The 13,369-nt window shown below is 69.2% G+C and carries 11 protein-coding genes; 8 read left to right on the forward strand and 3 right to left on the reverse strand.

Annotated features, from left to right (window positions below):
- The 3 genes from RT97_RS23900 to RT97_RS23910 form a co-directional block, all read right to left on the reverse strand.
- Window positions 1-689 (reverse strand): TolC family protein (locus RT97_RS23900; RefSeq protein ID WP_172672241.1); only part of this gene is annotated, 689 nt, incomplete at its 3' end.
- Window positions 690-691: 2 nt separating this feature from the next.
- Window positions 692-3,772 carry a MexW/MexI family multidrug efflux RND transporter permease subunit gene (locus tag RT97_RS23905; RefSeq protein ID WP_042581334.1) on the reverse strand — a complete coding sequence of 1,027 codons (3,081 nt, stop codon included), beginning with the start codon at window positions 3,770-3,772 and terminating at the stop codon, window positions 692-694.
- Complete coding sequence (locus RT97_RS23910) at window positions 3,769-4,872, reverse strand: efflux RND transporter periplasmic adaptor subunit (protein ID WP_042581335.1); 1,104 nt, start codon at window positions 4,870-4,872, stop codon at window positions 3,769-3,771. The genes RT97_RS23905 and RT97_RS23910 overlap by 4 nt, the downstream gene beginning before the upstream one ends.
- A 298-nt stretch (window positions 4,873-5,170) precedes the next feature.
- On the opposite strand from RT97_RS23910, the gene RT97_RS33520 reads away from it, so the two are divergent.
- From RT97_RS33520 to RT97_RS23940, 8 genes are all read left to right on the forward strand, one after another.
- Window positions 5,171-5,320, forward strand: coding sequence for a hypothetical protein (locus tag RT97_RS33520; protein ID WP_172672242.1), 150 nt, complete (start codon window positions 5,171-5,173; stop codon window positions 5,318-5,320).
- On the forward strand, window positions 5,317-5,415 hold the full coding sequence (kdpF, locus tag RT97_RS23915) for a K(+)-transporting ATPase subunit F (RefSeq protein ID WP_042581336.1): 99 nt from the start codon (window positions 5,317-5,319) through the stop codon (window positions 5,413-5,415). The genes RT97_RS33520 and kdpF overlap by 4 nt, the downstream gene beginning before the upstream one ends.
- A gap of 1 nt (window position 5,416) precedes the next feature.
- Window positions 5,417-7,216, forward strand: a complete 1,800-nt coding sequence (gene kdpA / locus RT97_RS23920) for a potassium-transporting ATPase subunit KdpA (protein WP_042581337.1) — start codon at window positions 5,417-5,419, stop codon at window positions 7,214-7,216.
- Window positions 7,217-7,342: 126 nt separating this feature from the next.
- Window positions 7,343-9,436, forward strand: a complete 2,094-nt coding sequence (gene kdpB, locus RT97_RS23925; RefSeq protein WP_042581338.1) for a potassium-transporting ATPase subunit KdpB — start codon at window positions 7,343-7,345, stop codon at window positions 9,434-9,436.
- A 12-nt stretch (window positions 9,437-9,448) separates the two neighbouring features.
- On the forward strand, window positions 9,449-10,054 hold the full coding sequence (kdpC, locus tag RT97_RS23930; protein WP_042581339.1) for a potassium-transporting ATPase subunit KdpC: 606 nt from the start codon (window positions 9,449-9,451) through the stop codon (window positions 10,052-10,054).
- 126 nt (window positions 10,055-10,180) lie between these two features.
- Window positions 10,181-10,483, forward strand: a complete 303-nt coding sequence (locus tag RT97_RS23935) for a hypothetical protein (protein ID WP_253278312.1) — start codon at window positions 10,181-10,183, stop codon at window positions 10,481-10,483.
- The gene (locus tag RT97_RS34055; RefSeq protein ID WP_301280767.1) at window positions 10,473-10,607 is read left to right on the forward strand and encodes a hypothetical protein; all 135 of its coding nucleotides are present in this window, start codon (window positions 10,473-10,475) and stop codon (window positions 10,605-10,607) included. Before RT97_RS23935 ends, RT97_RS34055 begins: the two co-directional genes overlap by 11 nt.
- A 17-nt stretch (window positions 10,608-10,624) precedes the next feature.
- Window positions 10,625-13,369 (forward strand): DUF4118 domain-containing protein, encoded by a 2,745-nt coding sequence (locus tag RT97_RS23940; protein WP_042581341.1) that lies wholly within the window; start codon window positions 10,625-10,627, stop codon window positions 13,367-13,369.

A 13,369-nucleotide genomic window follows, 5' to 3' on the forward strand; every position in this document is an offset into this window, starting at 1 on the left:
CTCTCGGTGGTCGCGACATTGGCTTCTGCGCTGGCGAGGTCGCCTTCGAGCCCGCGGCCGGTCCGCACCTGCGCCTGGGTCACGCGCAGGCTGCTGCGCAGGCTCTCGAGCGTGCGGCGCGTGACGGCCAGGCGCTGCTCGGCGCCGCGCATCTCGTAGTAGTTGCGGGCCAGTTCGGCCACGGCCACGATGCGCACCTGTTCGAGGTCGGCCGCGCTGGCTTCGGTGCGCGCGGTGGCGGCCTCGTCCAGGCGCTTGAGGCGGCCGAAGAGATCGATTTCCCACGACGCATCGAAGCCGGCACGGCTGCTTTGCGCCAGCGTGCGCGCATCGGCGGGCGTGCCGTTGCCCTGGGCGATGCTGCGCGTCTTGCTCGCACCCATCGTGACGACGGGCAGGCGATCCAGCTCGGCCTCGGTCTGCGAGGCGCGGGCTTCCAGCAGCCGCGCCTGTGCGATGCGGATGTCGTGGTTGCCGGCGAGCGCGCGTTCGACGAGTGCATCGAGCTGCGGATCGTCGAGCTGGCGCCACCAGTCGCGCTGCACCGCGTCGTTGGCGAACAGCGAGCGCTCGGGCGCCGAGATGGCGACGGGTGCCTCCTTGGGTGCGATGTAGGTTGGTCCGACCGCGCAGCCCGCCAGCACCAGCGCGCCGAGCAAGAAGGGTGCGGTGTCTAAAAGTCTTGTCATGGTCATGCTCCTTCGACCAGTGCGTCGAGTTCGGCGGTGCGCTGGGAGCGCCCCACCGTGCGGTGGTCGCGCGCGAGCAGCGTGTACATCGTGGGCAGCACGAACAGCGTGAAGAGCGTGCCCACCAGCATGCCGACCACGATCACCAGGCCGATGCTGAAGCGGCTGTTGGCGCCCGCGCCGCTCGCGAACAGCAACGGCACCAGCCCCACCACCATGGCTGCGGTCGTCATCAGGATCGGGCGCAGCCGGATGCGCGCGGCCTGCTCGATGGCGGGGCGGCGTTCGAGGTTGTCTCGCGCCTGGATCTCGTTGGCGAACTCCACCATCAGGATGCCGTGCTTGCTGATGAGCCCGATGAGCGTCACCAGCCCGATCTGCGTGTAGATGTTGATGGTCGCGAAGCCCAGCGCCAGCGGCACCAGGGCGCCGCAGATCGACATCGGCACGCTGATCAGGATGATCAGCGGATCGCGCAGGCTCTCGTACTGCGCGGCCAGCACCAGATAGATCACGACGATCGCGAACACGAAGGCCATCACCAGCGCCGAACCCTCCTGCGTGAACTGGCGCGCGTCCGATTGCCAGTCGTAGCTGAAGCCCGCGGGCAGCTTCCTGGCCTCTTCGCTCAGGAATGCCACCGCATCGCCCATGGTCACGCCCGGCATCGGAATCGCCTGGAAGGTCGCGGCATTGAGCTGGTTGAACTGCGTGAGCTTGTTGGGCCCGACGCTGGTCGAGAGCGTCACCAGGTTCGCGAGCGGCACGGGCTGACCGCTCGCGCTCTTCACGAAGTAGCGCGCAAGGGCCTCGGCCGACAGCCGCTGGTCGCGCGGCGACTGCGGGATCACGTCGTACGAGCGGCCGTCCATGCCGAAGCGGTTGACGTAGTTCTCGCCCACCAGCACCGCGAGCGTGTCGCCGATGGCCTTCATCGTCACGCCCATGCTGTTGGCCTTGGCGCGGTCCACGCGAACCTCGGTGACCGGGTTGTTGAACTCCAGGTCGCTGTCGACCACGGCGAACTTGCCGCTCTCGCGCGCGGCCGTCTTGAGGGCTTCCATCGCCTCGAACACCGCGCGGTGGTCGCCCGCGCTGCGGATCACCATCTGCACCGGCAGCCCGCCGGTCGAGCCCGGGAGCGACGGCAGCTGGAACGCGAAGATGTTGCTGCCCTCCACGTCGCCCATGCTGCCCTGCACCTCGCCCTGAATCTGGTCGGCGTTGCGCTTGCGGTCCTTCCAGTCCGACAGCTGCACGCCGCCGATGCTGTTCGACACGCCATCGGAGCCGTTGATGAGCCAGCGGCCGGTGTTCTCGGGAAGCGCGGCGAACACCTCGTCCCACTTCTGCCCGAACTTCTCGACGTAGTCGATGTTCGCGTGCTGCGGCGACTTGATGGCGGTGAGCACCATCGCCTGGTCTTCGCCCGGTGCGAGCTCGCGCTGCGACGCGTTGTAGAGAAAGGGCAGGCTTACCAGCACCGCGGCTGCGAAGAGGCCCGTGACCCAGCGGTGGTGCAGCGACACGTCGAGCAGCCGGCCATACGCTGACGCGAGCTTGTGGAAGAACGATTCCGCGTAGCGCGCCATGCGGCTGCCTGTGGCGTCCTGCGGCAGGAGGAACGAGCTCATCACCGGCGACAGCGTGAGCGCGATCACGCCCGAGACCACCACCGCGCCCGCGAGCGTGAAGGCGAACTCCTTGAAGAGCGAGCCGGTGAGTCCGCCCATCAAGCCAATGGGCGCGTACACCGCGGCCAGCGTGAGCGTCATCGCGATCACCGGGCCCGCCACTTCGCGTGCGCCGATCAGCGCGGCCTGCACGCGCGACTTGCCCTCCTCGATGTGGCGGTGCACGTTCTCCACCACCACGATCGCATCGTCCACCACCAGGCCGATGGCCAGCACCATCGCCAGCAGCGTGAGCAGGTTGATGCTGAAGCCGAAGAGCAGCATCAGCGCGGCGGCGCCCAGCATCGAGAGCGGAATCGTCACCACCGGAATCAGCACCGCGCGCAGCGAGCCCAGGCAGAGAAAGATCACCAGCACCACGATCGCGACGGCCTCGAGCAGCGTCTTCTGCACCTCGTCGATCGAGGCCTCGATGAAGCGCGCGAGCTCGAAGGGCAACTGCACCTCCACGCCCGGCGGCATGTTCTGCTTGATGCCGGGCAGGAGATCGCGGATGCGTTTCACGATCACCAGCGGGTTGCCGTTGGGCGCGGCCTGCAGGCCCAGGTAGATGGCCTTGTCGCCGTCCATCGTCGCGCTGCTGTCGGCGCTGGCTGCGCCCAGCTCGACGGTGGCCACGTCGCCCAGCCGCACGATGGCATCGCCCTCGCGCTTGACGACCATGTCGCGGAACTCGGCCACGTTCACCAGGTCGGTGTTCACGCGGATGTTCGACACCACGAAGAGGCCCTTCACCTGGCCGGGCGCGGCCTGCACGTTGTTCTGCCGCAAGGCGTCGGCCAGTTCGCCGGCGGAGATGCCCCGCGCGGCCATGCGGTTGGCGTCCAGCCACACGCGCATCGCGAGCGTCTGCCCGCCCGACACCTCGACGCCCGAGACGCCGGGGATCGATGCGAACTGCGGCTGCACCACGCGCGAGAGGTAGTCGGTGAGCGCCGGGATCGGCATCGTCTTGCTCGAGAAGCCGACATACGCCACCGCGGTGGCCTCCCCCGACGACTTGAGGATGACCGGATCGAAGGCCTCGGCCGGCAGCCGGTACTTGACCTGGCTCACCTGCGCCATCGCCTGCGTGAGCGCCTGGTTGGCGTCTGCGTTGAGCTTCATGCGCACGCTGATCACGCTGCGCCCGAGCGTGGAAGACGACGAGAGGTAGTCCACGTTCTCGATGGTCGCCACGGCCTGCGCGATCGGCTGCGTGACGAAGCCCTGCATCAGCTCGGGCGAGGCGCCCGGGTACTGCGTGGTGATGGTGAGCGTGGTGCTCTCTGTGAGCGGGTACTGGCGCACCGGCAGGTCGCCCAGGGCCCGGGCGCCCAGCAGCAGGATCAGCGTGCTCACCACCAGCGCCAGCACGGGGCGGCGCACGAAGAGGTCGGTGAACTTCATGGCTTGCGCTCCGCGAGGGCGAGCGTGTCCTTCTCGGCCGGCGCGACGGCGGCACCGGTGTACAGGCGCAGCTGGCCCGAGGTGACGACCTTCTCGCCGGCCTTCAGGCCCTCTTCGATGATGACCAGGCCATCCTGCCGGTCGCCCGCCTTCACGAACACCTGGTGCGCAGTGAAGCCGTCGCCTTTTTCAGCGGGGCGCACGACGAAGACCGAGTCGCCGTGCGTGCTGTAGGTGATGGCGGTTTCCGGCACGGCGATCGCATCGGTGCGCGAAGGCAGTGCGACCTTGCCGTTGACGTACATGCCGGGCGTGAGCGCGCCATCGGCGTTGTCCACGGTGGCTTGCAGCCGCACCGTGCGGGTGTCGCTGCCGATCTGCGGCTCGATCGCACTCAACCTGCCCTGGAACACGCGGCCCGGGTACGCATCGACCGCGAGCGACACCGCCTGGTTGCGCCTGAGCGCCGGCAGCGCGGTCTCGGGCAGTGTGAGGTTCGCGAACAGCGTGCGGCCGTCGGTGAGCGACACCAGCGTGTCGCCGGCCCGCACGAACTGGCCGAGGTTGACCTTGCGGATGCCCAGCACGCCGTCGAACGGCGCCTTGATGCGCTTCTGCTCGACCAGCGCCTGCACCCGCCGCAGTTCGCCACTGGCCTGGTCGAAGCCGGCTTGCGCCTGCTCCATCTGCTCCTGCGTGGCGGCCTGCTGGGGCAGCAGGCGGCGCGTGCGGTCGAGCAGGGCCTTGGCGTTCGCGCGCTGGGCGGTCAGGCGTTCCAGGTCGCCTTGCTCGGGCGCGTCGTTGAGTTGAACGAGCAACTGCCCGGCGCGCACTTCGGCGCCGGGCGTGAAGAGGATCTTCGCAACGCGCCCCTCCACTTCGGCCGGTACCTCGACCTGCCGGTTGGCCTCCAGCGTGCCGATGCCGCCGAGGAAGCGCGCCATCTCCGTCGGCCGCGCGGCCGCCACTGCCACCTTGGCCGGCGGCATGCCCCCGCCCTGGGCATGCGCCGGTCTCAGCTTCACCAGCCCGTACCAGGCCGCTCCCACCACCAGCACCGCGAGGCCGGCGACCAGCCAGGCCCTTGATCGTGAATTCATGATCGATCCGTTATTTATCAAAGTAAGTGCTTTGATTATTGAATGCCGTCGACGGCGCTGTCGAGAAAGACAGCGCAATGACCCCGATAGGGCCGGGCTATACGCAGGTTGTGCGGTCCCGACGCCTGCCCTGAAGACGGGCGGGCGGGCAGCTTTGTGACAACCGGGGCCTGGAGAAGGAGGCGCGCAAGGGGCGCGTTTTTACGCTTTCTTTATGCGCCCCCGCCGACTCTCTTCCCCGTTTTTACGGACGTCTGCCGAGACTGAAGGCCTTGTGTTTCGCTCCAGGAGCAATTGAATGGACATCGTCTGGATGAGCGCCTTGCTGGCGCTATGGGTCGTGGTGGCGGCCATGGTCTTCGGGCTGAACAAGCTCGAAGGGCCGAACCCGCAGAACGCCGGCCATGCCGGCAGCACCGCCAATACCGGCGTCGGAGACGCATCGTGATCAGCCTCCAAGTCCTCTACGGATTCGGCGCGCTCATCGCCGTGATCCTGTTCGCCTATCTCGTCTTCGCGCTGATCTGCGCCGAGGAATTCTGAAATGACCGCGTCTGCCTGGGGCCTCCTTGCCCTCTTCCTCGCCGCACTCGCCGTGCTGGCCTGGCCCGTCGGCAAATTCCTCGCCGCGCTGTGCAACGAGCGCGTGCCGCGCTGGATGCAGCGCATCGAGGCGCCGCTCTACAAGCTCGCGGGCACCGCCCCCGAGCGCTCGATGAACTGGCGCACCTATGCGCTGGCGCTCCTGGCCTTCAATCTCGTGGGCGCCGTCGTCGTCTACGCGCTGCAGCGCCTGCAGGGCGTGCTGCCGCTGAACCCGGCCGGCATGGGCGCGGTGTCGGCCGACTCGGCGTTCAACACCGCGGTGAGCTTCGTCGCCAACACCAACTGGCAGGGCTACGCCGGCGAATCGACCATGAGCTATCTCACGCAGATGCTCGGGCTTACGGTGCAGAACTTCCTCTCGGCCGCCACCGGCATCGCCGTGGCCTTCGCGCTGGTGCGGGGCTTCGCGCGCCGCGGCGACGGCAAGGGCCTGGTCGGCAACTTCTGGGCCGACATCACGCGCGTCACGCTGTGGGTGCTGGCGCCGCTGTCGCTCGTGCTCGCGGTCTTCCTCGTGGGCCAGGGCGTGATCCAGAACTTCGATGCCTACAAGTCGGTGGACACCGTCGAGACCACCGCCTTCCAGCAGCCCAAGACCGGTGCGGACGGCCAGGCGCTCAAGGACGAGAAGGGCGCCCCGGTGATGGAAGACGCCACCACCAGGACGCAGACCCTGGCCATGGGCCCGGTCGCCTCGCAGGAGGCCATCAAGATGCTCGGCACCAACGGCGGCGGCTTCTTCAGCGCCAACTCGGCGCACCCCTACGAGAACCCGACCGCGCTCAGCAACCTGCTGCAGATGATCGCGATCTTCCTGATCCCGGCGGCGCTGTGCTTCACCTTCGGCCACGTGGTGGGCGACATGCGCCAGGGCTGGGCCGTGCTCGCCGCGATGACCGTCATGTTCGTCGTCGCGGTGATGGTGGTCACGCCTGCCGAGCAGGCCGGCAACCCGCTGTTCGCATCGCTTGGCGTCGACCAGATGTCCAGCGCGCTGCAGGCCGGCGGCAACATGGAGGGCAAGGAAGTGCGCTTCGGCATCGACGCCTCGGCCCTCTTCGCCGCCGTGACCACGGCTGCCTCGTGCGGCGCGGTGAACGCGATGCACGACTCGCTCACCCCGCTCGGCGGCATGGTGCCCATGGTGCTCATGCAGCTTGGCGAAGTGGTGTTCGGCGGCGTCGGCAGCGGCCTCTACGGCATGCTGATCTTCGCGATGCTCGCGGTGTTCATCGCCGGCCTCATGATCGGCCGCACGCCCGAGTACCTGGGCAAGAAGATCGAGGTGCGCGAGATGAAGCTCATCTCCATCGCCATCCTGGTCACGCCGATCCTGGTGCTGGCCGGCACCGCGGTGGCGGTGATCGCGGGCGCCGGCAAGGCCGGCATCGCGAACCCCGGCGCGCACGGCTTCTCGGAAATCCTCTACGCGCTGACCTCGGCCGCCAACAACAACGGCAGCGCCTTCGCCGGCCTCTCGGCCAACACGCCCTTCTACAACGGCCTGCTCGCGCTGGCCATGTGGCTCGGGCGCTTCGCGATGATCGTGCCGGTGCTGGCCATTGCCGGCTCGCTGGCCGCCAAGAAGCGCCTGCCCGTCACCAGCGGCACGCTGCCCACGCACGGCCCGCTGTTCGTCTCCTTGCTGATCGGCACCGTGCTGCTGGTCGGCTTGCTCAACTACGTGCCGGCGCTCGCCCTCGGGCCGATCGTCGAACACCTGGTGCTCTGGAAATGAGGCTCTCCCCCAGGCTTTGCGCACTTCGTGTCGCTACGCCAACCCCCTCTCCGGGGGCAACACCAGCGGCCCGGCAAAGCCGGTTCCGCGGTGTTCCCGGACTCTCCCTTTTGCGGAGCAATTGACATGCAAACGAAATCTTCTCTCTCGCTGTTCGATGCAGCGCTGGTCAAGCCCGCCCTCCGGGGCGCCTTCGCCAAGCTGAACCCGCGCACCCAGTGGCGCAACCCGGTGATGTTCATCGTCTACATCGGGAGCATCCTGACGACGCTGCTCTGGGTGCATGCGCTGAGCTTCCCGGGCGACACCGGCATGAAGCCCGCCTTCGTGCTCGCGGTGACCGTGTGGCTGTGGTTCACGGTGCTCTTCGCGAACTTCGCCGAAGCCCTCGCCGAGGGCCGCAGCAAGGCACAGGCCGCGTCGCTGCGCGGTCTTCGCAAGGACACCTGGGCCAAGAAGCTGCAGGAGCCGCACCACGGCGGCCAGTGGCTGCCCGAACAGGCGCCCAACCTGCGCAAGGGCGACGTCGTGCTGGTGGAAACCGGCGACGTGATCCCGCTCGACGGCGAAGTGATCGAAGGCGTGGCCTCGGTCGACGAGAGCGCCATCACCGGCGAGTCGGCACCCGTGGTGCGCGAATCGGGCGGCGACTTCTCGGCCGTGACCGGCGGCACCCGCGTGCTGTCCGACTGGCTGGTGGTGCGCATCTCGGTGAACCCGGGCGAGTCGTTCCTCGATCGCATGATCGGCATGGTCGAGGCGGCCAAGCGCCAGAAGACGCCCAACGAGATCGCGCTCACCATCCTGCTGGTCGCGCTCACGATCGTGTTCCTGATGGTGACCGTGACGCTGCTCCCGTTTTCGGTGTTCAGCGTGGAGGCTGCGGGTGCTGGCACCGTGGTGTCGCTCACCGCGCTGGTGGCGCTGCTGGTGTGCCTGATCCCGACCACCATCGGCGGCCTGCTCTCGGCCGTCGGCGTGGCCGGCATGAGCCGCATGATGCAGGCCAACGTGATCGCCACCTCGGGCCGCGCGGTCGAAGCCGCCGGCGACGTCGACGTGCTGCTGCTCGACAAGACCGGCACCATCACGCACGGCAACCGCCAGGCCAGCGCCTTCCTGCCTGCGCCCGGCGTGCCCAAGGGCCGCCTTGCCCGCGCCGCGATGCTCGCCTCGCTGGCCGACGAGACGCCCGAGGGCCGCAGCATCGTCGAGCTCGCACGCCGCGACGGGCTGGAGGTCGCTTCGGCCGAGGGCGCGCGCTTCGTGCCCTTCACCGCGCAGACCCGCATGAGCGGCGTCGACCTGCCGGCAGCGCCCAACAGCCTGGACACCGACGCGATCCTGCTGCGCAAGGGCGCGGTCGATGCGATCCGCCGGCATGTCGAATCGCTGGGCGGCAGCGTGCCGGCCGAGATGCTGCGCGCCGCCGAGGAAACCGCGCGCCGCGGCAGCACGCCGCTGGCCGTGGCCGAAGGCAACCGCGTGCTCGGCGTGGTCGAGTTGAAGGACATCGTCAAGACCGGCATCAAGGAACGCTTCGCAGAACTGCGCCGCATGGGCATCAAGACGGTGATGATCACCGGCGACAACAAGCTCACCGCCGCGGCCATCGCCGCCGAGGCCGGCGTGGACGACTTCCTGGCCGAAGCCACGCCCGAGGACAAGCTCGCGCTGATCCGCAAGTACCAGTCCGAAGGCCGCCTGGTCGCGATGACCGGCGACGGCACCAACGACGCACCCGCGCTCGCGCAGGCCGACGTGGCCGTGGCCATGGGCAGCGGCACGCAGGCCGCGAAGGAGGCCGGCAACATGGTCGACCTCGACTCCAACCCGACCAAGCTGCTCGAAGTGGTGGAGACCGGCAAGGCGCTGCTCATGACGCGCGGCTCGCTCACCACATTCTCGATCGCCAACGACGTGGCGAAGTACTTCGCGATCATTCCGGCGATCTTCGTCTCGACGTACCCGCAACTGGGCGCGCTCAACGTGATGCGCCTGGCGAGCCCGTCGTCGGCCATTCTTTCTGCGGTGATCTTCAACGCGCTCGTCATCGTGTTCCTGATCCCGCTCGCGCTCAAGGGCGTGCGCTACCGGCCGGTGGGCGCTGCCGCGCTGCTGCGCCGCAACCTGGCCATCTACGGCCTCGGCGGCCTCGTCGTTCCCTTCATCGGCATCAAGTTGATCGACTGGCTGCTGGTTGCAGTCCACCTGGTCTGAGGAGCATTTCCCATGAACAACAATGGCAACGTCATTCGTCCCGCAATCGTGCTTTTCGCACTGCTGAGCGCACTCACCGGGCTCATCTATCCGATGGCCGTCACCGGCGCCGCCAAGGCGGTGTTTCCGAAGGAGGCGGCGGGCAGCCTGATCGTGCTGGACGGCACGACGGTCGGCTCGAAACTCATCGGCCAGAACTTCAGCGACCCGAAGCACTTCTGGGGCCGCCCGTCGGCCACCGCGCCGCAGCCCTACAACGCGAGCGCCTCGGGCGGCGCGAACCAGGGCCCGCTGAACCCGGCGCTCACCGATGCGATCAAGGAGCGCGTCGAAGCCTTGCGCGCCGCGGACCCGGGCAACACCGCGCCGGTGCCGGTCGACCTCGTCACGGCTTCGGCCAGCGGCCTGGACCCGGACATCAGCCCCGCCGCCGCGCACTACCAGGCGGCCCGCGTCGCTCGCGTGCGCGGGGTGCCGGTGGAACAGATCAACGCGCTGATCGAGAAGAACACCCAGGGAGCGCTCTGGGGCCTGCTCGGTGAATCGCGCGTCAACGTTCTCGCACTGAATCTCGCGCTCGATGCAGCAACTTCTTCGGCTTCTTCGACCGCGCGTTGAGGAGAAAAAACCATGGCCTATGCCGCCTATCGTGAACACCCCGGCACCGAACTGCCTGCCCCCCGGCTTGCCACTTCGTGTGCTTCGCCATCCCCCATGGGGGAGGCCGGGCGAACGCACGCGCCCATGACCGCCACGAGCCCGTTCTACGTGCTCGACGTCACCGTATGCTGCGCCGACGCACTGCGCGTGCGCCGCAGCATCGCGGGTTGCCCCGACGCGGGCGTGGTGCGCTGCGAACCATTGCTGCACGCGCTCTCTTCGCAGGAAAGCGATGCGCCCTGCGTGCGGCTCATGATCCGCCTGCCCATCGCCAGCTACGCCGAGGTGCTGCACCGCCTGATCGAGTGCGTGCCCTCGGGCGAGATCGGCCGGCTCGTGAGCTGGCGCGAGCACCTGGCACGGTGTGGGCTGCGCGATGGTCACTGACCTTCTTCATGCGCTGCTGGCGCTCGCGGCGCTCTTCGTGCCGCTGGGCTTCGCCTGGTGGGTGCTGTCGCGCACCGCGCGGCGGCACGAGCACAGGCGCCGCAAGGGCGGCCCGATGCGATAACCTGCGCAGCCACCGCCATGCATGACGCCCGCCCCGACCCCGACGCCCTGATTGCGCAACTGCGCAACGACGAGGCACGCGCCCTGCGCGGCAAGCTGCGCATCTACTTCGGCGCCAGCGCCGGCGTCGGCAAGACCTGGGCGATGCTGAGTGCCGCCCAGCGCGAGCGCACTGCGGGGCGCGACGTGCTCATCGGCGTGGTCGAGACGCACGGGCGCAGCGAAACCGCCGCGCTGCTCGCGGGGCTGGACACGCTGCCGCTGCGCGAGTTGGCCTACCGCGGCCGCACGCTCGCCGAGTTCGATCTCGATGCCGCCCTCGCGCGCAGGCCGGCCGTGCTGCTGGTCGATGAACTGGCCCACACCAACGCCCCCGGTTCCCGTCACGCCAAGCGCTGGCAGGACGTGCAGGAGCTGCTGGCCGCGGGCATCGAGGTGTGGTCGGCGCTCAACGTGCAGCACCTCGAAAGCCTGAACGGCACGGTCGGCGCCATCACCGGCGTGCGCGTGCACGAGACGGTGCCCGACATGGTGCTCGACGAGGCCGACGAAGTGGTGCTGGTCGACGTCACGCCCGACGAGCTCACCGCGCGGCTCGCGGCCGGCAAGGTCTACCTGCCGCAGCAGGCCGAGCGCGCGGCGCAGAACTTCTTTCGCAAGGGCAACCTGATCGCACTGCGCGAGATTGCGCTGCGTCGCACCGCCGAGCACGTGGAGGACGACGTGCGCGGCTGGCGCGTCGAGCAATCGGGTGCGGGCGGCAACGGGCAGGGCGGCGCGCTGCAGGCCTGGAACACCTCGGGCGCGATCCTCGCGTGCGTCGGCCCGCACGAAGGCGCGGCGCAAACGGTGCGCACCGCGGCGCGGCTCGCAGGGCAACTCAATGTGCGCTGGCATGCGGCGTACGTCGAGACGCCCCGGCTGCAGCGCTTGGCCGCCGAGGAGCGCGACCGCATCCTCGCGGTGCTCAAGCTGGCCGAGGAACTGGGCGCGGCCACCGCGGTGCTCACGGGTTCCGACGTGGCCGAGCAACTGTCGGAGCAGGCCCGCCGGCTCAACTGCGCGACGCTGGTGCTGGGGCGATCCGAGCCGGTCGGCAGATGGCGCCGGTGGTGGCCTGCCACGCCGGTCCCGCTGCCGCGCGCACTGGCGCAACGCGCGCCCGCACTCGACATTCTTGAAGTGGGCCGGGCCGACAGCGCGCGCCGGCTCGCGCGCACGCCGCTCAACACGCCGCGCGCCGACGACGACGATCACGAGAAGGCGCCGATCTACTGGCCCGGCTACGCCTGGGCGACGGCCACCAGCGTGGCGCTCACGCTGGTCTGCACGCCGCTGACGGGTGTGCTCGAACTCTCGAACATCGTGATGCTGTTCCTGCTCGGCGTGGTCGGCGTCGCGATGCGCTTCGGGCGCGGGCCGTCGGCGCTGGCGGCCTTGCTCAACGTGGCCGCGTTCGACTATTTCTTCGTGCCGCCGCGCCTGTCGTTCGCGGTGAGCGATGTGCAGTACGTGCTGACCTTCGCGATCATGCTGGGCGTCGGCCTGCTGGTGGGGCAGCTCACGGCGGGGCTGCGTTTCGCGGCGGGCGTATCGACCAGCCGCGAGCGGCGTGCGCGCTCGTTGTTCGAGCTCACGCGCGAACTCTCGGCGGCGCTGGAGAGCACGCAGGTGGTCACGCTCGGCGCCGCAGCGGTGCAGGGCCATTTCGGCGGCCATGCGCTGGTGCTGGTGACCGACGCTGCCGACCAGCTCGTGCTGCCGAAGGAGCCGCCGGCGGGCTTCGACGCGCAGGTGGCCGACTGGGCCTTCCGCCATGGCCAGCCCGCGGGCCTCGCGACCGCCACGCTGGCGGCGCAGCCGTGGCACTACGTGCCGCTGCGGGCGCCGATGCGCGTGCGCGGCGTGCTGGCGCTGTCGCCCTCGCAGCCGCGCTGGCTGCTGATTCCGGAGCAGGCGCAACAGCTCGACACGCTGGCGCGGCAGATCGCGATCGCGCTGGAGCGCGTGCACTACGTCGAGGTGGCGCAGCAGGCCGTGGTCGAGATGGAATCGGAGCGGCTGCGCAACGCGCTGCTCGGCGCGATCTCGCACGACGTGCGCACGCCGCTCACCGCATTGATCGCGCTGGCCGAGTCGCTGCAGACGCTGCCGCCTGAAGAGCACGGCAATGCAGCGCGCGCCATCGTCGCGCAGGCGCACGAGCTGCATGCGCTGGTCAACAACCTGCTGGACATGGCGCGGCTCGAAAGCGGCATCGCGGGCGGCGCGGTGAACCTGCGGCGCGACTGGCAGTCGGTCGAGGAGGTCGTGGGTTCGTCGATCCGCGCGGCACGCACATCGCTGGGCGACGCCGTCGTGCAGACCGCGCTCGATGCGGACCTTCCGCTGGTCGAATTCGATGCGGTGCTGATCGAGCGCGTGCTCGTCAACCTGCTGGAGAACGCCACCAAATACGGCGCACCGCCCATCGTGGTGGGCGCTCGCGCCGAGCCCGGCACGCTGGTGCTCACGGTGCGCGACCACGGTCCCGGCCTGCCCGCCGCGCTGCTGGGCCGCGAACAGAAGCTGTTCGACAAGTTCACCCGCGGAGAAGCCGAGTCGGCCACGCCGGGCGTGGGGCTCGGGCTGGCGATCTGCCGTGCGGTGGTGAGCGCGCACGGCGGCGAGATCACGGCCGCCAATGCGCGCGACGGCGGTGCAGAATTCACCGTCACCCTGCCACGCCGCGAGCCGCCCGAACCGGCCGAAGCCCAACTCTGA

The sequence above is a fragment of the Variovorax paradoxus genome, assembly GCF_000834655.1.
Taxonomy (GTDB): Bacteria; Pseudomonadota; Gammaproteobacteria; order Burkholderiales; family Burkholderiaceae_C; genus Variovorax; species Variovorax paradoxus_F.